Source organism: Streptomyces sp. NPDC091412 (assembly GCF_044756885.1).
GTDB lineage: Bacteria > Actinomycetota > Actinomycetes > Streptomycetales > Streptomycetaceae > Streptomyces.
In genome coordinates this window covers 1-19,491 of record NZ_JBIVTV010000025.1, presented here as the reverse complement: position 1 = coordinate 19,491, position 19,491 = coordinate 1, and the positions used below count along the sequence as shown (strand labels likewise).

Annotated in this window: 19 protein-coding genes and 1 pseudogene; 13 read left to right on the top strand and 7 right to left on the bottom strand. The window is 71.8% G+C overall.

The window, feature by feature from the left end; genetic code table 11:
* Positions 1 to 308: hypothetical protein (locus tag ACIQMV_RS35000; RefSeq protein ID WP_402597180.1), on the top strand; the 308-nt coding region annotated here is incomplete at its 5' end.
* Here the strand turns inward: ACIQMV_RS35000 and ACIQMV_RS34995 are convergent.
* A complete protein-coding gene (locus tag ACIQMV_RS34995) occupies positions 286 to 978 on the bottom strand; it encodes a FadR/GntR family transcriptional regulator (protein WP_402597179.1) in 693 nt (230 codons plus the stop codon). The genes ACIQMV_RS35000 and ACIQMV_RS34995 overlap by 23 nt on opposite strands.
* A gap of 82 nt (positions 979 to 1,060) precedes the next feature.
* On the opposite strand from ACIQMV_RS34995, the gene ACIQMV_RS34990 reads away from it, so the two are divergent.
* The 4 genes from ACIQMV_RS34990 (at position 1,061) to ACIQMV_RS34975 (ending at position 3,689) form a co-directional block, all read left to right on the top strand.
* Positions 1,061 to 2,416, top strand: coding sequence for a CynX/NimT family MFS transporter (locus tag ACIQMV_RS34990; protein ID WP_402597178.1), 1,356 nt, complete (start codon positions 1,061 to 1,063; stop codon positions 2,414 to 2,416).
* A gap of 49 nt (positions 2,417 to 2,465) precedes the next feature.
* The gene (locus ACIQMV_RS34985) at positions 2,466 to 2,585 is read left to right on the top strand and encodes an SGM_5486 family transporter-associated protein (RefSeq protein ID WP_263637344.1); all 120 of its coding nucleotides are present in this window, start codon (positions 2,466 to 2,468) and stop codon (positions 2,583 to 2,585) included.
* A 253-nt stretch (positions 2,586 to 2,838) separates the two neighbouring features.
* On the top strand, positions 2,839 to 3,048 hold the full coding sequence (locus tag ACIQMV_RS34980; protein ID WP_141362254.1) for a hypothetical protein: 210 nt from the start codon (positions 2,839 to 2,841) through the stop codon (positions 3,046 to 3,048).
* A 122-nt stretch (positions 3,049 to 3,170) separates the two neighbouring features.
* A complete protein-coding gene (locus ACIQMV_RS34975; protein WP_388472444.1) occupies positions 3,171 to 3,689 on the top strand; it encodes a SixA phosphatase family protein in 519 nt (172 codons plus the stop codon).
* 37 nt (positions 3,690 to 3,726) lie between these two features.
* On the opposite strand, the gene serB is transcribed toward ACIQMV_RS34975, so the two are convergent.
* Positions 3,727 to 4,935: a phosphoserine phosphatase SerB gene (serB, locus tag ACIQMV_RS34970; protein ID WP_402597177.1), complete on the bottom strand. Its 1,209-nt coding sequence runs from the start codon at positions 4,933 to 4,935 to the stop codon at positions 3,727 to 3,729.
* A 678-nt stretch (positions 4,936 to 5,613) separates the two neighbouring features.
* A pseudogene (locus ACIQMV_RS34965) lies at positions 5,614 to 7,494 on the bottom strand (streptophobe family protein); the annotation flags it as partial.
* Between the two features lie 243 nt (positions 7,495 to 7,737).
* Here ACIQMV_RS34965 and ACIQMV_RS34960 point away from each other — a divergent pair.
* Positions 7,738 to 10,260 (top strand): FHA domain-containing protein, encoded by a 2,523-nt coding sequence (locus ACIQMV_RS34960; protein ID WP_402597176.1) that lies wholly within the window; start codon positions 7,738 to 7,740, stop codon positions 10,258 to 10,260.
* 82 nt (positions 10,261 to 10,342) lie between these two features.
* Here the strand turns inward: ACIQMV_RS34960 and ACIQMV_RS34955 are convergent, their stop codons facing one another.
* Positions 10,343 to 11,062 carry a transglycosylase SLT domain-containing protein gene (locus ACIQMV_RS34955; protein WP_402597175.1) on the bottom strand — a complete coding sequence of 240 codons (720 nt, stop codon included), beginning with the start codon at positions 11,060 to 11,062 and terminating at the stop codon, positions 10,343 to 10,345.
* A 471-nt stretch (positions 11,063 to 11,533) separates the two neighbouring features.
* Here ACIQMV_RS34955 and ACIQMV_RS34950 point away from each other — a divergent pair, with 471 nt between their 5' ends.
* From ACIQMV_RS34950 to chpE, 3 genes are all read left to right on the top strand, one after another.
* Positions 11,534 to 12,679 carry a GAF domain-containing sensor histidine kinase gene (locus ACIQMV_RS34950; RefSeq protein WP_402597174.1) on the top strand — a complete coding sequence of 382 codons (1,146 nt, stop codon included), beginning with the start codon at positions 11,534 to 11,536 and terminating at the stop codon, positions 12,677 to 12,679.
* Positions 12,672 to 13,313: a response regulator transcription factor gene (locus ACIQMV_RS34945; protein WP_141362264.1), complete on the top strand. Its 642-nt coding sequence runs from the start codon at positions 12,672 to 12,674 to the stop codon at positions 13,311 to 13,313. The genes ACIQMV_RS34950 and ACIQMV_RS34945 overlap by 8 nt, the downstream gene beginning before the upstream one ends.
* A gap of 156 nt (positions 13,314 to 13,469) precedes the next feature.
* The gene (gene chpE, locus ACIQMV_RS34940; RefSeq protein WP_402597173.1) at positions 13,470 to 13,715 is read left to right on the top strand and encodes a chaplin ChpE; all 246 of its coding nucleotides are present in this window, start codon (positions 13,470 to 13,472) and stop codon (positions 13,713 to 13,715) included.
* Positions 13,716 to 13,812: 97 nt separating this feature from the next.
* On the opposite strand, the gene ACIQMV_RS34935 is transcribed toward chpE, so the two are convergent.
* A complete protein-coding gene (locus ACIQMV_RS34935) occupies positions 13,813 to 14,610 on the bottom strand; it encodes a hypothetical protein (protein ID WP_402597172.1) in 798 nt (265 codons plus the stop codon).
* Between the two features lie 152 nt (positions 14,611 to 14,762).
* Between ACIQMV_RS34935 and ACIQMV_RS34930 the strand changes: the two genes are divergently transcribed.
* From ACIQMV_RS34930 to ACIQMV_RS34920, 3 genes are all read left to right on the top strand, one after another.
* Complete coding sequence (locus ACIQMV_RS34930; RefSeq protein WP_141362270.1) at positions 14,763 to 15,560, top strand: ABC transporter ATP-binding protein; 798 nt, start codon at positions 14,763 to 14,765, stop codon at positions 15,558 to 15,560.
* 51 nt (positions 15,561 to 15,611) lie between these two features.
* Positions 15,612 to 16,043, top strand: a complete 432-nt coding sequence (locus tag ACIQMV_RS34925) for an NfeD family protein (protein WP_141362272.1) — start codon at positions 15,612 to 15,614, stop codon at positions 16,041 to 16,043.
* Positions 16,044 to 16,184: 141 nt separating this feature from the next.
* Positions 16,185 to 17,129, top strand: a complete 945-nt coding sequence (locus ACIQMV_RS34920) for an SPFH domain-containing protein (RefSeq protein WP_141362274.1) — start codon at positions 16,185 to 16,187, stop codon at positions 17,127 to 17,129.
* Positions 17,130 to 17,195: 66 nt separating this feature from the next.
* Here ACIQMV_RS34920 and ACIQMV_RS34915 read toward each other — a convergent pair whose 3' ends face one another.
* Both ACIQMV_RS34915 and ACIQMV_RS34910 read right to left on the bottom strand, forming a co-directional pair.
* Positions 17,196 to 17,702 (bottom strand): HNH endonuclease, encoded by a 507-nt coding sequence (locus ACIQMV_RS34915; protein ID WP_402597171.1) that lies wholly within the window; start codon positions 17,700 to 17,702, stop codon positions 17,196 to 17,198.
* A 164-nt stretch (positions 17,703 to 17,866) separates the two neighbouring features.
* On the bottom strand, positions 17,867 to 18,406 hold the full coding sequence (locus ACIQMV_RS34910; protein ID WP_141362278.1) for a YbhB/YbcL family Raf kinase inhibitor-like protein: 540 nt from the start codon (positions 18,404 to 18,406) through the stop codon (positions 17,867 to 17,869).
* A gap of 74 nt (positions 18,407 to 18,480) precedes the next feature.
* Between ACIQMV_RS34910 and ACIQMV_RS34905 the strand changes: the two genes are divergently transcribed.
* The gene (locus tag ACIQMV_RS34905) at positions 18,481 to 19,131 is read left to right on the top strand and encodes a DNA-3-methyladenine glycosylase (protein ID WP_402597170.1); all 651 of its coding nucleotides are present in this window, start codon (positions 18,481 to 18,483) and stop codon (positions 19,129 to 19,131) included.
* Positions 19,132 to 19,491 lie beyond the last annotated feature (360 nt).

The window sequence follows — 19,491 nt, the reverse complement described above, 5'->3', positions numbered from 1 at the left end:
CAGTGGCAGTGGCCGTCGCGGCGTCGCCGCGCACGCATGCGCGTGGGTGTGCCGGTCCGCCCGCGGCGCCGGAGCCGTCCGGTGCCGGCCGCCGTGCCACCGTCTCCGGCTCCCAGGTGACCGCCTACTGCCGCAACCCGTGTCCCGGGACCGACCGCGTCGGCCCGCACATCGAGTGCGACCGGTGGTGGAACCTCGACAGCGACGCCTCCCCGGTGGCCGGACGGCCCGCGCGGGCCGTCCGGACGACCGGCCGCTTCCGGAAGGAGGTGCGCTCGGTGCGGGTCACTTGCCGGCGGGCGAAGTGATCCGGCCCGTACGGCACAGCAGCGCGTAGCTCGCGGCCTCGGCGGCGGCCGTCTCGGCGTCGCCCTCACGGATCGCGTCGAGCAGCCGGGTGTGGTCCATGTACGTGTCCGGCGTCAGCTCCGCGCCGATGTCCGCGCGCAGCCAGTCCCGCAGCACCTCGCCCAGATCCGCGTACGTCGCCGTCATGACGTCGTTGTGGGACGCGGCCACCACCGCCAGGTGGAACGTGGCGTCCGCGGTCACGAACGCCTCCGTGTCACCGGACTCCCAGGCCTGCTCGCGGCGCAGGAACTGCGCGTGGAGCTGCTTGAGGTCCTTCTCGGTGCGCCGCTCGGCGGCCAGCCCGGCCGCGGCCGACTCCAGCGCTGAGCGCAGTTCGGCGATGTGCCGCGGATCCGCCTCGGCGAACCTGCGGTGCATCACGCCCGCCAGCTCGCTGGTCGCCACGACGTACGTGCCCGAACCCTGGCGGATGTCCAGCAGGCCGTTGTGGGCCAGCGCCCGGACCGCCTCGCGGACCGTGTTGCGGGCCACACCGAGTTGCTCCACCAGCTCCGGCTCCGTCGGGATGCGGGAGCCGACCGGCCACTCGCCCGTGGTGATCTGGCTGCGCAGGGCGGCGATGACCTGTTCGGACAGCGCCGACCGGCGCGGATGGGTCAGTGGCATGGCACACCTTCGCACGCGGGACCCGGGGTCAGGGCCCCGAGGCGTCGACAACCAATCATCCCATCATTCTATGATGGTGCTCATGCCACGCGAGGAAACGACCCGCACGACGACACCGACGACCGAACGCATCCCGGCCGCGACCACCGGTTCCCGGGACATCCCGGAGCCGGAACCGCACGGACGGCGAGTGTCCGGTGGCGGCGCCACGCGCGCGTGGATGACGCGCCTGGTCGTCGTCGGCCTCGTGCTGTCCGCGCTGAACCTCCGCCCCGCCATCACCAGCCTCGGCGCGCTCCTGGAGGAGGTGCGCCACGGGCTCGGCATGAGCGGCAGCGTGGCCGGAGTGCTCACCTCCGTGCCCCCGCTCTGCTTCGCCGTCTTCGGCGTCATGGCACCCCGGCTGGCCCGCCGCTTCGGACCGGCCGCCGTGGTGTGCTCGGGCATGGTCGCCATCGCCGCCGGACTGGCGGTACGGCCCTACGTGGGCAGCACGGCCGCGTTCGTCGCCGCCAGCGCGCTGGCCCTCATGGGCATCGCCGTCAGCAACGTCCTGATGCCGGTCATCGTCAAGCGCTGGTTCCCCGACCGGGTCGGCACCATGACCGGCCTGTACTCGATGGCCCTCGCCCTCGGCACCTCGGCCGCCGCCGCGGTGACCGTGCCGCTGACCGGGGCGCTCGGCGGCAACTGGCGGTCCGGGCTCTCCGTGTGGGCCCTGCTCGCCGCGGTGGCGGTGCTGCCGTGGCTGCCGGTGGTACGGGACCGGTCCCGGTCCACCGCGCAGGCGCCGGCCCGCACCGGAGCCGCGTCCGGGGAAACGGCCCGCGCGCGGGAGGCGCAGGCCCCGGCGCTGCGCATCGCCCGCAGCCGTACCGCCTGGGCCCTGGCCGTCTTCTTCGGACTCCAGGCCACTGCCGCCTACATCACCATGGGCTGGATGGCGCAGATCTTCCGGGACGCGGGCGTCCCCGCCGGCAAGGCCGGACTGCTCCTCGCCGTCACCATGGCGATGGGCGTGCCGCTGGCCTTCGTCATCCCGCGCCTGGCCACCCGGCTGCCCCACCAGGGCCCGATCGTGCTGGTGCTCGGCGTCTGCGGCCTGGTCGGCTACTCCGGTCTCTATCTCGAGCCCGCCACCGGCTCCTGGGCCTGGGCCCTGCTCCTCGGCATCGCCAACTGCGCCTTCCCGCTCGCGCTCACGATGGTGGGCATGCGGGCCAGGACCGGTCCGGGCGTGGCCCAGCTGTCCGCGTTCGCGCAGAGCACCGGCTACCTGATCTCCATCCCGGGTCCGCTGCTGGTCGGCGTGCTGTACCAGAGCAGCGGCGGCTGGGGGCTGCCCATCGCGCTCATGGCCGGACTGATGGTGCCGCAGATGGTGGTCGGTTACGTGGCGGGCCGCGACCGCACGGTGGAGGAAGAGGCGGCGCGCTGAGGCGGCCCCGCGGGCCGCGTTCCGGGCGAAGGGTGCGAGACTGGGGCGCATGCAGCCTGTGCTCGACCCGAACCCCAAGGACGGCCAGAGGAAGATGCTGTTCGTCCTCGGCACGTTCTTCGCCATCTTCGTGATCATCGCCATCGTCGCCACCCTCGCGGCGCCGTGACCGACCTGCCGCCGCGGCCCCGCGCCGCGGCGGCGGTCGCTTTCCCCGCGCCGTATGTGCGTCCCGTGACGTCCGCCGGCCGGTGAGGCTCGTCCTCGGGGTCGATGGTGGGGTTAACCCCCCATCCCCTAGGGGGTGAGGGTCAGGGGCAAGTGGGTGGATCACCGGATGGGCCGGGGAGCGCGGATTCCGTAGCTTCGAGATGTGACCGCGAGAGGCGGTCCGCGGACCTCGGAGACCAGCGGAGGCGATCATGTCGGCGCGTACGCACACCCGGCCCCACCCGGCGACCACGGGCGCCGGCGTCGACTCCCGGCTGCCGTGGTGGGCCCTGGCCCTGCCGGTGCTGGCGTTCGTCGCGCTGCTCCTCCTGATCCGCAACCCGGCGGACGCGCAGGCGGCCTCCGGCGACCCCGCGATCACCCAGATGTTCCGGCACGCCAGGGAACTGCTCGCCCGTTGACGCCCACGGGGGGAGCCCCGGACGCTGTCCCCGGCTCATGGTCCCGGGCCGCCCGCCCCGCCTGAGAAGGCGCATGTCAACTCCCTGCGCCCCATGGCCTGTTTCATGCGAAGCTGGGACGCATGAGCGTCGCAGAACCCCGCAGGATTGTCCTTTTCCGGCATGCGAAAGCCGACTGGCCGCAGGTGACCGACCACGAACGACCACTCGCCGAGCGGGGCCGCAAGGACGCCGCAGTCGCCGGTCGCAAACTGGCCGACGCCGGTGTCGCCTTCGACCTGGCCCTGTGCTCGACCGCGACCCGAACCCGCGAGACCTGGAAGCTCGCCGTCCACGAGTTGCCGCATCGGCCGAAGACGGTCTACGAGGAGCGGGTCTACGACGCCTCGCCCGGTGAGCTGATCACCGTGCTCAACGAGACGCCGGACGATGTGCGGAGCGTGATCCTCATCGGCCACAACCCGGGCATCCAGGGCCTTGCCGAGGTGCTGTCCGGTTCGGCCGAGGGCGACGCCCGCGAACGGATGAGCCGCCGTGGATTCCCGGCCGCCGCGTTCGCCGTGGTGTCCTTCGACGGCTCCTGGAAGGCCCTGGAGCCGGGTGTGGCCACACTGCTCGACTACTGGGCGCCGTCGGAGTAGTCCGGCGGCAGGGCGGGAGGCGGCCGGCGCGGACCGCTCAGCTCTCCTCGTGCGCGTCCGCCGCCTCGACCTCTTCGCGGGTGACCCCGAGCAGGTAGAGGACGGTGTCGAGGAACGGCACGTTCACCGCCGTGTGCGCCGCCTTCCGTACCACCGGCTTGGCGTTGAAGGCGACCCCGAGACCGGCCGCGTTGAGCATGTCCAGGTCGTTCGCGCCGTCACCGATCGCGACCGTCTGCGACAGCGGAACGCCCGCCTCGGCGGCGAACCGGCGCAGCAGCCGTGCCTTGCCCGCCCGGTCGACGATCTCGCCGGTGACGCGGCCGGTCAGCTTCCCGTCGACGATCTCCAGGGTGTTGGCCTGCGCGAAGTCCAGCCCGAGCCGTTCCTTCAGATCGTCCGTGACCTGGGTGAAGCCGCCCGAGACGACACCGACCTGGTAACCGAGCCGCTTGAGCGTACGGATCAGGGTGCGCGCGCCCGGCGTCAGGCGTACCTCGCTGCGCACCTTGTCCACCACGGAGGCGTCCAGCCCCTCCAGCAGTGCCACACGGGCGTGCAGCGACTGCTCGAAGTCCAGCTCGCCGCGCATCGCCGCCGCCGTCACCTCGGCGACCTTGTCCTCGCAGCCGGCGTGCCCGGCGAACAGTTCGATCACCTCGTCCTGGATGAGCGTGGAGTCCACATCCATGACGACCAGGCGCTGGGCCCGCCGGTGCAGGCCCGCCCCGACGACCGCGACATCGACACCGAGTGCCGCGGCCTCCGTCGCGAGAGCGGTGCGCAGCGGCTCCGTCTCCACGCCGGACACCGCGAACTCCACTGCCGTCACCGGGTACTTGGCCAGCCGGAAGATACGGTCGATGTTGCCGCCGGCCCGGGTGATCCGCGCGGCGATCCGAGCGGTCGCCTCCGCGGTGAGCGGGTGGCCGAGAACGGTGACCAGGGAGCGTCCGAGGCCGCGCGGCCGGTTGTCGCCGCGGCCGGAGATGATCTCCGCCTGCATCTTCATCGACTCGGCCCAGCTGTGCACGGTGGCCCGCAGGTCGCCCTCCAGCGCGGCGGGCGGCTGGGTGACGAGCGCGCAGAGCACGATCCGGCCACGGGTGACGACCTGCTCGATGTCGACCACGTCGACGGAGTAGGCGGCGAGGGTGTCGAAGAGGCCGGCCGTGATGCCCGGCCTGTCCTTCCCGAAGATCTTGACGAGGAGGGTGGGATCGGCAGAGGTCTGCGAAGCGCTCATGGTGCTTCCACCGTATCCGGCACCCAGTGCCCGCTGCCCCTCAGGTCCGCCTGACGGACAGCGAACAACAGGTGTCCACCGGACGACGGCCCGCCTGCCGTCCGGTGCTCACTTCTTCGGGGACCGCGGCGGCCTGGGCGGAGGCGGCGGCCCATCGTCCTGCGCGCCCGGGGGCCGCTTCGGCGGCCGCGGAGGCGGGAGCGGCCGCACAGGTCCCACCACCGTCGGCGCCCCGTACACATCGTCGCCCGAATCCGCCGGCCGATCCTGCCCACCGCCAGGTCCGCCCGCCCCACCCGGCTCGACGGACTCCGCCCGGCCGGATCGCCTTCGGCCATCGGGCGGACGGCCATCCACCGAATCGGCGTCCTGCCGGTCTGGCGGTCCGCCCGAGTCCGCCGGCCGGTCCCGCCAGCCGCCCGGTCGGCCCGGTCCGCCCGGTCCGCCCGGCTCGGCGGGCTCCGCCTGGCCGGACTGGCCTCGGTCGTCCTGCGGACCTGGCCGAGCCCGCCCGCTGCCTGGTCCGCCTCGTTCGCCTGGTCCCTCCGGTTCGGTGGGCTTCGCCCAACCGGTCTGCCTGCGGCTGTCGGGCGGACGTCGGCCCGCCGAATCGGCGTCCTGCCGGCCTCGCGGCCCGCCCGAGTCCGCCGGCCGGTCCCGTCCGCCGCCGGGTCGGCCCGGTCGGCCCGGTCGGCCCGGCCCTTCCGGCTCGGCGGGCTCGCCCCGGCCGGACTGGCCTCGGTCGTCCTGCGGACCCGGCCGAGCCCACCCGCCGCCGCGGCCGCCGCGTTCGCCCGCCTCGGTGGACTCCGCCCCGCCGTACCGAGCTCGGCCGTCCGGCGGGCGTGCGTCCCCTGGGCGGGTCTCCTCGGGACGGGCGTCCTGCGGGGCTCGCAGTTCGTCCGGTAGGCGCAGGTACGGGTTGGTGGACGGGTTCGGCGGGCGGTACGGCGTCCCTGGTGCGTAGGGGGTCCCCGACGCGTAGGGGCCGGGTCCGCTCGTACGGCCGGGCCCTCCGGCCTCGTTCGTGGCGGTCCGTATCCCGTGACCGGCTCCCTCCGCGGCCCCGGCTCCCTCCGCGGCCCCGGCCCCCTCCGCGGCCCCGGCCCCCTCCGCGGCCCCGGCCCCCGAGGCGGCCCCTTCCGCGACGGTCTTGTCACTCCGTGCCAAGGGCGCCGCACGGCTGCCGGCGGCGCCGGTCGCGCTCGCCAGCAGGGCGCCCACGGCGCCCGCACCGGCCCCCCACACGGCGCCGAGCAGCAGCGCCGTGCCCAGATGCCCGCGCAGTTCCACCCCGGCGCCGAACGCGTCGAAGCCGAGGACGGACAAGGACGCGTCCACCGACACCCCCGCCGGCCACGCGAGCAGCGGCAGCGCCAGCGCCGTGGCGACGCCCAGCCGCAGCGCGCACCGCCCCGCGAAGCCGAGGACGCCGCGGTCCGGCGCCGCCCCCACCGGAGTCCGTACCGCCGTCAGCACTCCCGCCAGCAGCATCACCAGCGCCGCCGCGACGCCCAGCAGCCACACCCGGCCGTCCAGGTCGGCCAGACGGGACAGCGTGACCGGCTGGTCGGAGTGCGCCGTCAGCAGTCTGTCCAGCGGGTCCGGCAGGAGCCCGGTCAGTTCGCCGGTCGCCCTGCCGTCCCAGGGGACGAAGAGGCCGATCGTGATGCCGAGCCACACCCCGTTGGAGGTGCCGAGCAGTGCCGCGCCCGCGATCCGCCGGGGGTGGTCGTCGCCGGTCGCCGCGTACGCGGCCGCCGCGAGACCCGCCGCCACGGCGACCATCAGCACCGTGACGAGCGCCGACACGGCGGGCCGCACCACCCGGTGCACGGCCTCCCAGCCGCGCGGCAGCGGCGTGCGGCGTGAGGCGAGCAGCGCGATCAGCAGGACCCCGGCCGACCAGGCGAGCCCGCCCAGCAGGGTCGGCCCCGTGTCGACGGTGAAGCCGACCGCGGCCTTGGCGTCGATGAGCCTGCCGATGCGGTCGGGCAGGAGCCCGCCGATGTTCCCCAGGTCGCCGAGCCCCGGAATGCTCACGCCGCCGGATCCCGCGCCGCCCGGCAGCCCGCCCAGCCCGAGCGCGCCTCCGTCGATCGTGACGACGTCGTGGCCCGCCCAGGCCAGCCCGCCCAGCACCGCCACGAACAGCGCCACCACCGCGCCCGCCCGGGCCAGGAGTTCGGCCGGGGTTATCTCAACTCCCGCCGCGCGCAAGGACCGTAGGAAGCACCACGACAGCAGCAGCGCACCGACCAGGCTCACCCCGAGTGGCGTGATCTGGAGGGCGGTGTGCGCCTCGGCGCCTTTCAGGCCGAACGCGGACACATCACCGGACGGCGTGACCGAACCACCCGCCCCAAGTGCCACCACCGCGGCGGTCATCGGCCCGAGCGAACCCGCCGCGTCGGCCCGCAGCAGATGCAGACCGAGCGCGGCCGTGCCCGCCATGCCGATCAACGCCCAGCTCACGGAGGCGATCGCGGACAGCAGCACGTCGAGCCACGGCAGGCGTGCACCGTGCCTCGCGGTCCCTACGTCCGTGGCAGCGCTCATGGCAGACCCCCCGATCCGCGGCGCGGCCCGGCCGCCGCGCATGTCCTCCCCCGCGTGAAATACCACTCTCCGGCCGGGTTTCAACCCTGTAGGCAAAAAAGCAGCCGAAGCGGACGTACACACTCTTCACAAGGCCCGGCTTTCGGTCAGTGGGCTGAGCCTGAAATAGTTCCCCACGATGTTCGACATCCCTAGACTCCCCGCGACGGGGGCAACTCGGGGGACAACTCAGTGGGGCTTGGAGTGCCGGAACTCGTACTGGAAACCAATGGACGGACCTGGACGCTCGACCCGTCCCGGTCCTACACCCTGGGACGCGATCCGCAGGGGGACATCGTGTTCGACGACGCCAGGGTCTCCTGGCGTCACGCCACGGTCAGCTTCAACGGTCGCAGTTGGGTCATCGATGACCACGGGAGCACCAACGGCACCTTCGCGCAGGGCCGTCGGATCCACCAGCTGGAACTCGGGCCGGGCGCGGCCGTCCATCTCGGCAACGCGACCGACGGGCCGCTGCTGAGCCTTTCCGGCGCCGCGGCCCCGGCGGCGACGCCGCAGGCCCAGCCGCAGCAGCAGCCGTACGCGGCCCAGGGCGCGAACCCCGGCTGGGCGCAGCAGGCGCCGCAGCAGCAGTCCCCGCAGGCCGGTTGGCAGGAACCGCAGCAGGGGCAGCAGGCGCCGTCGATCCCGCAGCAGCAGGGCCCCGGCAGCGGCGCGGGGGCGCCGCCGGTCTACGGCGACCGCAGCCCGACGACCTTCCACCAGTTCTCACTCGGCCGCGTGATGCGCATCGGCCGGGCCCTGGAGAACGACCTGGTCGTCTCCGACCTCCAGGTCTCCCGCAACCACGCGGAGTTCCACGCCACGCCCGACGGCCGCTTCGAGATCCGCGACCTGGGCTCGCACAACGGCACGTACGTCAACGGCCACCCGGTCCCCAAGGGCGGCTCGGTGCAGCTCGGCCCGACCGACATCGTCGGCGTCGGCCACTCGACGTTCCGGATCGTCGGCGACCGGCTGGAGGAGTTCGTCGACACCGGCGAGGTGTCCTTCTCCGCCCGCCACCTGACCGTGACGGTCGACGGCGGCAAGCAGATCCTCAGGGACGTCTCCTTCGGCCTCCCGGAGAAGTCGCTGGTCGGAGTCATCGGCCCGTCCGGTTCCGGCAAGTCGACCCTGCTGAAGGCGCTCACCGGTTACCGGCCCGCCGACCAGGGCGAGGTCCTCTACGACCACCGGAACCTGTACAAGCAGTTCGCCGAGCTGCGCCAGCGCATCGGCCTGGTCCCGCAGGACGACATCCTGCACAAGGAACTGGCCGTGAAGAAGGCCCTGAGGTACGCGGCCAAGCTGCGCTTCCCGGCCGACACGACGGCCGCCGAGCGCGAGGCCCGCATAGACGAGGTGCTGCGCGAGCTGAAGCTGGACGTCCACAAGGACAAGAAGGTCACCTCCCTCTCGGGCGGCCAGCGCAAGCGCGTCTCGGTGGCCCTGGAGCTGCTCACCAAGCCGTCGCTGATCTTCCTGGACGAGCCGACGTCCGGTCTCGACCCGGGCATGGACCGCGATGTCATGCAGCTCCTGCGGGGACTCGCGGACGACGGCCGCACGGTCCTCGTCGTCACGCACTCGGTGGCCGAGCTGGCCCTGTGCGACAAGCTGCTGGTGATGGCGCCGGGCGGTGCCGTGGCCTACTTCGGTCCGCCGGAGGAGGCGCTGAACTTCTTCGGCTACGACACCTGGGCCGATGTGTTCTCCGCCTTCGAGAACTACCGCGACTACGACTGGGCGGGCCGCTGGAAGGGCTCGCAGCACTACCAGATGTACGCCGCGGACGTCGACGCCGTCGAGCCGCAGTCCGTACACATGCCTCCGCCGCAGGCCATCAGGCCGCCCAAGCCGCAGGGCTGGGGCTCGCAGCTGATGACCCTGATCCGCCGGTACGCGTCGGTGATCGCCTCCGACAAGGGCTTCCTGGCGCTCTCGCTGATCCTGCCGGCGGTGCTCGGCGCGGTCAGCCTGCTCATCGACCACAACCGCGGGCTGCTGGTCAACGAGCAGATCAACCGGACGACGGGGCTGCACGTCCCGAACGGCACGGCGACCACGGTGCTGCTGATCCTCGCGGTCGGCGCCTGTTTCGCGGGCGCCGCGAACTCCGTCCGCGAACTGATCAAGGAACGGGTCATCTACGAGCGGGAACGTGCCACCGGCCTGTCCCGCTCGGCGTACCTGATGTCCAAGGTGATCGTGCTCGGCGCGGTCACCGTGATCCAGGGCCTGATGGTCGGCGTGATCGGCTTCTCCAGCCGCGAGATCCCCGAGCAGGGCCTGATCCTGGGCAACGCCACACTGTTCGAGCTGTGCCTGCCGATCATGGCGCTCGGCTTCACCTCGATGATGTTCGGCCTGGTCATCTCCTCGCTGGTGAAGACCGCCGAGAAGACCATGCCGCTGCTGGTGATGTTCGCCATCGTCCAGGTCGTGTTCACCGGCTGCCTGTTCACGCTGAACGGCACCATCGGCGTCAACGAGTTCTCGTACCTGATGCCGTCGCGCTGGGCGGTGGCCGCCGCCGGTACCACGCTGGACTTCAACAACATCGCCCCGAACACCGACGATCCGACGAGCACCGACCCGCTGTGGGACCACACGGCTTCCGCCTGGGGCATCGACATGGTCGCGCTGATCGCGCTCGGTGTCGTGTGCGGCTTCCTGGTGGCGCGCTTCCTGCGCCGCCACGAGCCGGAGGTCATGCGCAAGTAACCGCGCCGCGTCACGGCACGAAGGGCGGCACCCCGCAGTGGGGTGCCGCCCTTCGGCGTGTTGTCAGAGGTCCGTGCCGGCCTCAGTACGCGCTGTTGACGTGGTCGATGGAGCCGTACCGGTGCGCCGCGTAGTTGGCGGCGGCGGTGATGTTGGCAACGGGGTCGTAGATGTTCTTGGACGTGCCGGGCACGTGGTACGCGTTGAAGGTCGGGCCGATGACCTGGAGCAGACCCTTGGACGGGATGCCGTTGCGCGCGTTGATGTCCCAGTTGTTGATGGCGTTCGGGTTGCCCGAGGACTCGCGCATGATGTTGCGGTGCAGGCCGCTGTAGGAGCCGGGGATGTTGTGCTGCTTCATGACGGCGAGCGCCTGCCGGATCCAGCCGTCCAGGTTGTTGCCGTAGCTGGTGTGGACGGCGACCGTCTGCATCTGCGGGCGCTTGGCGGACCGGCTCGCGGCCTGCTTGGCCTCGTGCGCGGCCTTGGCCTTGTACGTGGCCTTGGCCTTGTGCAGGGCGGCGGCCCGGGCCTGCTGCTTCACGGCGGCCTGCTTCTTGGCCGCGATCGCCTGGATCTTCACGCTCTCGCCCGCGAGCTGGTCGGTGACGCTGGCCTTGACGCCCTGGATCGGCTGGGAGCCGAGCTGCACCGGGGCGGCGGCGACGCTGCTCGTCGGTTCGGCCTGGCTGGGTGCGGCCGAGAAGGCCACTGCGGCCGCACCGAGGACGGCGACGCCGGCGACGGCGATCTTGCGGGGCTGGGCCAGGGCACGACTGTGACGACGGAAGTTTGCGGGCATGGCGAAATAGACCTCTTCGAGTAGCTCGGAGGTCGCTCTCCGGACTGCGGGAGGGGGTCCGTCCCACACAATCGCCGCGAGCGGAAACCCGCGGCGTTGAGCGACGAGAGCAATTCTTAGCGGCCGCAAAATGCCCTGGCAAAGGTGTGACGTACGAAGCCGGATAGTGGAGCGGAACGGACAAAATAGGACAGACAGGAACGTCTGTCCCGTTCGCGATGGGGCCTGCTGTCTCCTATGTCCGTTCGTACGTGACCTGCGTCCTATGGGTGCCCTCACATCGGGGGCGAGGTTTTCTCACCGTTGGTTGCCGTCGCAACGCGCTGGGTGAGCGGATTCTCCGAGTAGGACGCGGTATGCGCCGCCGCCCCGGCCCGCCCGGTACCGGGCCGCCGGACCTAGGTCCAGCGACCGGGGCGCGGCCGCCACAGGGCCGATCCGCGCCGTCACCCCCGCCGGTACCGTGAGGGCATGAGTCAAGGCCCCAGGTCCGGCCTCGCCGCGGTGAGCGCCGCGCTGCTGGCCATGAGCAGGCATCTGGAGGTGCGCGACGTCCTGAAGACGATCGTCGCCTCGGCCCGCGAACTGCTCGACGCGCAGTACGCCGCCCTCGGCGTACCGGACGACCACGGGGGCTTCGCCCAGTTCGTGGTCGACGGGGTCAGCGACGAGCAGTGGCGGGCCATCGGCCCGCTCCCGCGCCAGCACGGCATCCTCGCCGCGATGCTGCACGAGGCCCGCGTCGAGCGCCTCGCGGACCTGCGCGAGGACCCGCGCTTCGAGGGCTGGCCCGCCGCCCACCCGGAGATGTCCGACTTCCTGGGCCTGCCGATCCGCGACGGCGACGAGGTCATCGGCGCCCTGTTCCTCGCGAACAAGAACCACGAGACGCCCCGGGGCGGCTGCGGCTTCACCGAGGAGGACGAGGAACTGCTCGCCACCCTCGCCCAGCACGCCGCGATCGCCCTCACCAACGCCCGCCTCTACGAACGCAGCCGCGAGCTGACCATCGCCGAGGAGCGCTCCCGCCTCGCCCACGAACTGCACGACGCGGTCAGCCAGAAACTGTTCTCCCTGCGCCTGACCGCCCAGGCCGCCGCCGCCCTCGTCGACCGCGACCCGGCGCGCGCCAAGGGCGAACTGCAGCAGGTGGCCGCGCTCGCCGCCGAGGCCGCCGACGAACTGCGCGCCGCCGTCGTGGAGCTGCGCCCCGCCGCCCTCGACGAGGACGGCCTGGTGGCCACCCTCCGCACCCAGATCCAGGTCCTCGACCGCGCCCACAGCGCGCGCGTCACCTTCACGACCCGCGGTATCCGCGCCCTGCCGGCCGCGCAGGAGGAGGCCATGCTCCGCGTCGCCCAGGAAGGCCTGCACAACGCGCTGCGGCACGCGTGGGCGGACCACGTCCACGTCACCCTGGACCGCCGTGGCGGCGGTGCCGTCCTGCGCATCACCGACGACGGCACCGGCTTCGACCCGAAGGCGGTGCGCCGCGCGGGCCGCCATCTCGGCCTGGTCTCCATGCGGGACCGGGCGAGCGGGGTCGGCGGACGGCTGACGGTGGAATCGGAGCCCGGCAAGGGCACCGCGATCGAGATGGAGGTCCCCGGTGGCTGACGCAATCAAGGTGCTGCTCGTCGACGACCACCAGGTGGTCCGCCGGGGCCTGCGCACCTTTCTGGAGGTGCAGGACGACATCGAGGTCGTGGGCGAGGCGGCGGACGGCGCCGAGGGAGTCGCCCGCGCCGAGGAACTGAGGCCCGACGTCGTCCTCATGGACGTCAAGATGCCGGTCATGGACGGGGTCGAGGCGCTGCGCCGGCTCCGCGAACTCGACAACCCCGCGCGCGTGCTGATCGTCACCAGCTTCACCGAGCAGCGCACGGTGGTCCCGGCGCTGCGCGCGGGAGCCGCCGGGTACGTCTACAAGGACGTGGACCCCGACGCTCTCGCCGGCGCCATCCGCTCGGTGCACGCCGGGCACGTCCTCCTCCAACCGGAGGTCGCGGGTGCCCTGTTGTCCCAGGAGGAGAACAACTCCGGCCAGAGCCGCGGAACGTCACTGACGGAGCGGGAGCGGGAGGTGCTCGGCCTGATAGCCGACGGCCGCTCGAACCGCGAGATCGCCCGGGCCCTGGTGCTCTCCGAGAAGACCGTCAAGACACATGTGTCGAACATCCTGATGAAGCTCGACCTGGCGGACCGCACCCAGGCCGCGCTGTGGGCCGTACGCCACGGCGTGAGCGGCTGACTCCACCGGCGGACGGCAATGCGGAGGGTCCCGCTCCGGACTGAGATTCATACCGTCGTGGGAATGTCCCCCGGATGGCGCAACCTCCGTGCGCCCCGGCCGTTCTCCAGTGCGTGCCGCGGCGACCGCCGCGGCGATCACCAGGAGGGGTCGGAAGTGAAGAACCTGAAGAAGGCGGCGGCCGTGACGATGGTGGCCGGGGGGCTCGTGGCCGCAGGCGCCTCGATGGCCTCCGCCACCGACGGGGCCTGGGCCTGCGGCGCCGCCAAGGGCTCCCCGGGCGTCGTCTCGGGCAACGTCGTCCAGGCCCCGGTCCACATCCCGGTCAACGCCGTCGGGAACAGCGTCAACGTCATCGGCGTCCTGAACCCCGCCTTCGGCAACCTCGGCCTCCACCACTGAGCCACCTCGACCGACGGCCTCCCGGCTCCCCCCGGGAGGCCGTTTCGCGTTCCCCTCCGCCGTCCGCGGGCAGACTCGACGCCGGTCGGGCCACGCGTCAGCGCGCCCCTTTCTCCCGTTTCTCCCGCTCCTCCACCACCGAGTTGTACGCCGCCACCTGCGCCCGCCGAGCCGTCCGCTCCACCGGCCGCAGCGCGGCCCCCCGCGCCGCCATCTCGGACGCGCTCACGGCGCCCCCGTGCCCGTTCTCGTACGCCAGCGAGACCAGCAGCGCCACCCGCCGCGCCAGCTCCAGCACCCGCACCGCGCGCGTTGGATACCCCGGCGCCAGAACCTCCTGCCCCCGCTCGGCCCGCGCCCGGTACGCGTCGATCGCCGCCTCCGCCACCGGCCCCGATCCGGCCACGTCCAGCCGCGACAGCACCGAAGTCGCCTCCCGCAGCGCCTCCGCCAGTTCCCGCTCGGCCTCGCCCAGTGACGGCACGTCGGCCGGCGGCGCCTCCCGCACGGGCAGCACGTGCCACAGCACCTCCGCGTGCACATCGCCCTCGGGCCCTGCCTCGTGCACCTGGGGCACCAGCCCGAACGCGGCCCCGTGGCAGAGCACCGCCTCCCCGGCCTCCAGCGCCCGCGCGTTGAACTCCGGCGGCCCGCTCAGCCCCAGCGGATGCCCCGGCGCGGGCAGCGCCACCCGCAGCGCGCCCACCCCGAGCCGCCGCAGCCGCCCCAGGGCCAACGTGAGTCCGACCGGCCCCGACTCCCCGGGCAGCCCTTCCACCCGATGGACAGCGTCGTCCCCGACGATGGCGAGCACGGCGTCGTCCGGCGAGACATATCCGGACAAGAGGGAGTTTCCCCAAGCGGCGAGGCGTCCAGAGCGCGGTTCCGAGAGCATGCCTCCACCCTAAGGACCGGACCGATGGAACGGCCCGCCCGGCTCGTGGCGTAGATTCGGTGAGGGCTGCGCCCACCGGCGCGGCGGACCCAGCCACAGGCGTACGCGACAGCCGAGACCGGCGGCACACTGCAAGGGGAGACAACGCGCTCATGAGCGATGTTCTGGAGCTTCAGGACGTATCCGTGGTCCGTGAGGGCCGGGCTCTCGTGGATCAGGTCTCCTGGTCGGTCAAGGAGGGTGAGCGCTGGGTCATCCTCGGCCCCAACGGCGCCGGCAAGACCACCCTGCTGAACGTCGCCTCCACCTACCTCTTCCCCAGCAGCGGCACCGCCACCGTCCTCGGCGAGACGCTCGGCAGGCCCGGCACCGACGTCTTCGAGCTGCGCCCCCGCGTCGGCATGGCCGGCATCGCCCTGGCCGAGAAGCTCCCCAAGCGCCAGACCGTGCTCCAGACCGTGCTGACCGCCGCCTACGGCATGACCGCCGGCTGGCAGGAGGAGTACGAGGACGTCGACGAGCAGCGCGCCCGCGCCTTCCTCGACCGCCTCGGCATGAGCGACTACCTGGACCGCAGGTTCGGCACCCTCTCCGAGGGCGAGCGCAAGCGCACCCTGATCGCCCGCGCCCTGATGACCGACCCGGAACTGCTCCTGCTCGACGAGCCCGCCGCCGGTCTCGACCTCGGCGGCCGCGAGGACCTGGTCCGCCGTCTCGGCCGGCTCGCCCGGGACCCGATCGCCCCTTCGATGATCATGGTCACCCACCATGTCGAGGAGATCGCCCCCGGCTTCACCCACGTCCTGATGATCCGCCAGGGCAAGGTCCTCGCCGCCGGCCCGCTGGAGCTCGAACTCACCTCCCGCAACCTCTCCCTGTGCTTCGGTCTCCCGCTCGTCGTCGAACAGGTCGGTGACCGCTGGACCGCCCAGGGACTGCCGCTGTCCTGAACCCACTCCGCACCCTGTCCGCCGTCACCGCCCGCGGCCTAACATGACCATGTGAACAACATCGACGCATGGGTGTGGTGGCTGGTCGGCGCGGCGGCGCTCGGAATCCCGCTCGTGGTGACCGCGATGCCGGAGTTCGGCATGTTCGCGGTGGGGGCGGTCGCCGCCGCGGCCGTCGCGGGCTTCGGCTTCGGCGTCGTCGTCCAGGTGCTCACCTTCGTCGTCGTCTCGGTCGCCCTCATCGCCGTCGTCCGGCCCATCGCGGCCCGGCACGGCAAACAGCGCCCCGAACTGGCCACAGGAGTGGACGCGTTGAAGGGCAAGCAGGCCGTCGTCCTGGAGCGCGTCGACGGCTCCGGCGGCCGTATCAAGCTCGCCGGGGAGATCTGGTCGGCACGCGCGCTCGACACGGATCACGTCTACGAAGCCGGCGAACAGGTCGACGTCGTGGACATCGAGGGCGCCACCGCCGTCGTCATGTGACCTCGCACCAAAGACGACAACGCAAGTGGGCTGAACAGGCAGCGCGTTGGGTAACGGTCTGTCAGACTCGACCAGCAAGATCTTCGACAACCGTAAGATCTTCCGAAAGAGCCGAGGCGGAGAAGGGTACGGGCAGCAACGATGGCACCGGTCATCATCGTTCTGATCATCCTGGTGGTGTTGGTCTTCATCGCCCTGATCAAGACGATCCAGGTCATCCCACAGGCGAGCGCCGCCATCGTCGAGCGCTTCGGCCGCTACACACGGACACTGAACGCGGGCCTCAACATCGTCGTCCCGTTCATCGACACCATCCGCAACCGCATCGACCTGCGTGAACAGGTCGTGCCGTTCCCGCCGCAGCCGGTGATCACCCAGGACAACCTGGTCGTGAACATCGACACCGTCATCTACTACCAGGTGACCGACGCCCGCGCCGCCACCTACGAGGTCGCCAGCTACATCCAGGCCATCGAGCAGCTCACGGTCACCACCCTGCGCAACATCATCGGCGGCATGGACCTGGAGCGCACCCTGACCTCCCGCGAGGAGATCAACGCGGCCCTGCGCGGCGTCCTCGACGAGGCCACCGGCAAGTGGGGCATCCGCGTCAACCGCGTCGAGCTGAAGGCCATCGAACCGCCCACCTCCATCCAGGACTCGATGGAGAAGCAGATGCGCGCCGACCGCGACAAGCGCGCCGCGATCCTCACCGCCGAAGGTACGCGCCAGGCCGCCATCCTCACCGCCGAGGGCGAGAAGCAGTCCCAGATCCTGCGCGCCGAGGGTGAGGCCAAGGCCGCAGCCCTGCGCGCCGAGGGTGAAGCCCAGGCCATCCGCACCGTCTTCGAGTCCATCCACGCCGGAGACCCCGACCAGAAGCTGCTCTCCTACCAGTACCTCCAGATGCTCCCGAAGATCGCCGAGGGCGACGCCAACAAGCTCTGGATCGTGCCCAGCGAGATCGGCGACGCCCTCAAGGGCCTGTCCGGAGCCATCGGCAACTTCGGTTCCCTGGGCGGCGCTCCGAGCGGCGGCAACGCCCCCGCGGCCACCGAACGCCGCGAGAAGCCGTCCATCGACTGACCCGTCCGGTCCGCCATGTCAGTGGGGCCCGCCTTCGTCACGAAGGCGGGCCCCACTGACGTACGCCTATGCGGCCGACCGGGCCAGCCAGGAGGGAAGCGCCTCCAACTCCTCCTGCCCCAGCGCCAGAAGCATCGCGTCCGCGGGCGTCGGCTCGAACGGCTCCCGCAGCAGCGGCATCCCGGCCTGCTCCGGAGTCCGGTCCGCCTTGCGGTGGTTGTCCTCCGCGCACGAGGCCACCGTGTTCAGCCAGGTGTCCTGCCCGCCCCGCGACCGCGGCACCACGTGGTCCACGGTCGTCGCGCGCCGCCCGCAGTACGCGCACCGGTGCCGGTCCCGTACGAGCACACCCCGCCGCGACCACGGAGCCTGTCTTCGGAAGGGCACCCTCACATACCGGCACAGCCGTATGACCCGGGGCGCGGGGATGTCGACCTCGGCACCACGCAGCCGCAGCTCCGGATGGGCCTGCTCGACCACGGCCTTCGACTGGAGCACCAACACGACCGCTCGCTTCAGCGTCACCGTCGACAGCGGCTCGAAGCTCGCGTTCAGCACCAGCGTGTCCCGCATCCCAGCCCACCTCCCAAGAGCGCCGGCCCACCGCCTGGCGGGCTGGATCAACTCTGGCCGGGCTCGCCGGGATGGACAACGCAATAAAAATGCCCGCCCCCGGCCACGTCCAAGACCAGAAGCGGGCAAACGTTCAGTGAACGGCGGCCTGCGCGCCGCGCGGCTCAGCCCCCGGCGGGATTCTCGTACTCACCGATCAGCTGCGCGCGCGCCAGCGTGTGGAAGCGCAGGTTGAAGCCCACCACCGCGGGCGAGGCGTCCGAGTCCGGACCGAGCCTGTCCTGGTCCACGGCGTACACCGTGAAAACATACCGGTGCGGTCCGTCGCCGGGCGGCGGCGCGGCACCGCCGAAGTCCTTTGTGCCGTAGTCGTTGCGCGCGTGCACGGCGCCCTCGGGAAGCCCCTTGAACGCGCCGCCGCCCGCACCCGCAGGCAGCTCGGTCGCCGAGGCCGGGATGTCGAACACCACCCAGTGCCAGAACCCGCTGCCCGTCGGGGCGTCCGGGTCGTAGCAGGTCACGGCGAAACTCTTGGTCTCCGGCGGAAAACCCGCCCAGCGCAGCTGCGGGGAGGTGTTCCCGCCCGCGTGGACCTGAGCGTCCCCGAGCGTCGCGCCCTCCCGGACGTCGTCGCTCGTGACCGTGAAGGACGGCACGGGCGGATGGAAGTCGTGGGGGAGCGGCCGCCGCTTGAGCTCGGTCACCTCGGTACCTCCTGATCGGTTCCTGGATGATTCCCGATCAATGATCCCATCCGGCTGGACTACGCTCGTGAGGCGTGATCGCGCCCTCGGACCGTACGCCGCTGCCCAGAGAGTTCTTCGACCGCCCCGTCGTGGAGGTCGCCCCCGACCTGCTGGGCCGCGTCCTGGTGCGAACGACTCCCGACGGCCCGATCGCCCTGCGCCTGACGGAGGTCGAGGCCTACGACGGCCCGAACGACCCCGGCTCCCACGCCTATCGCGGCCGCACGGACCGCAACGGCGTGATGTTCGGTCCCCCCGGCCACGTATACGTCTACTTCACCTACGGCATGTGGCACTGCATGAACCTGGTGTGCGGACCCGAGGGCAGGGCGAGCGGAGTCCTGCTCCGCGCCGGCGAGATCGTCGAGGGCGCCGAGCTGGCCCGCGCCCGCCGCCTCTCGGCCCGCAACGACAAGGAGCTGGCCAAAGGTCCGGCCCGTCTGGCCATGGCCCTGGCCGTGGACCGGACCCTCGACGGCACCGACGCCTGCGCCGCCGGCGACACCCCTGTACGGATGCTCGCCGGTACACCCGTCCGTGCCGATCAGGTACGCAACGGTCCGCGCACCGGAGTGGCCGGCGAGGGCGGCAACGGCGACGTCCACCCGTGGCGCTTCTGGGTCGCCGACGACCCGACGGTGAGCCCGTACCGGGCCCATGTGCCGAGGCGCCGCCGAAGTTGACGGGGAAGTTGACTCGCCCGCGGAAGGTGCGTAACGTAGCCCGAGCCGCTGAACCGGGTACGGCGATCGCCTGCAGCCGGAGCGGCCAACCCACTACCTAACGATCACCCCTTCAGCGGGGTCGTCTTCGGTGCGCCCGCGTACCCGATTTCGAACTCGCAAGGACTCGATTATGAGTCACCAGGGAAATCGGCTAGCGTAGCGAATGTCGAAAGGCCGACGGGCGAAAGCTCAAAAGCCCAGGACAAACCCCGCTGACTGGGGATCAGGCCGAAAAAGGATCTGATAGAGTCGGAACCGCCGGAAAGGGAAACGCGAAAGCGAAAACCTGGAAAGCACCGAGGAAATCGGATCGGAAAG

Bases quoted from the DNA above. Each gene is read 5' to 3' on its own strand.
- ACIQMV_RS34975 (WP_388472444.1), top strand. From the start codon at position 3,171: ATGAGCGTCGCAGAACCCCGCAGGATTGTCCTTTTCCGGCATGCGAAA.
- ACIQMV_RS34990 (WP_402597178.1), top strand. From the start codon at position 1,061: ATGCCACGCGAGGAAACGACCCGCACGACGACACCGACGACCGAACGC.
- ACIQMV_RS34955 (WP_402597175.1), bottom strand. From the start codon at position 11,062: ATGCCCGCAAACTTCCGTCGTCACAGTCGTGCCCTGGCCCAGCCCCGC.
- ACIQMV_RS34935 (WP_402597172.1), bottom strand. From the start codon at position 14,610: ATGCTCTCGGAACCGCGCTCTGGACGCCTCGCCGCTTGGGGAAACTCC.
- ACIQMV_RS34980 (WP_141362254.1), top strand. From the start codon at position 2,839: ATGTCGGCGCGTACGCACACCCGGCCCCACCCGGCGACCACGGGCGCC.
- ACIQMV_RS34915 (WP_402597171.1), bottom strand. From the start codon at position 17,702: ATGCGGGACACGCTGGTGCTGAACGCGAGCTTCGAGCCGCTGTCGACG.
- serB (WP_402597177.1), bottom strand. From the start codon at position 4,935: ATGAGCGCTTCGCAGACCTCTGCCGATCCCACCCTCCTCGTCAAGATC.
- ACIQMV_RS34985 (WP_263637344.1), top strand. From the start codon at position 2,466: ATGCAGCCTGTGCTCGACCCGAACCCCAAGGACGGCCAGAGGAAGATG.
- ACIQMV_RS34920 (WP_141362274.1), top strand. From the start codon at position 16,185: ATGGCACCGGTCATCATCGTTCTGATCATCCTGGTGGTGTTGGTCTTC.
- ACIQMV_RS34930 (WP_141362270.1), top strand. From the start codon at position 14,763: ATGAGCGATGTTCTGGAGCTTCAGGACGTATCCGTGGTCCGTGAGGGC.
- ACIQMV_RS34950 (WP_402597174.1), top strand. From the start codon at position 11,534: ATGAGTCAAGGCCCCAGGTCCGGCCTCGCCGCGGTGAGCGCCGCGCTG.
- ACIQMV_RS34995 (WP_402597179.1), bottom strand. From the start codon at position 978: ATGCCACTGACCCATCCGCGCCGGTCGGCGCTGTCCGAACAGGTCATC.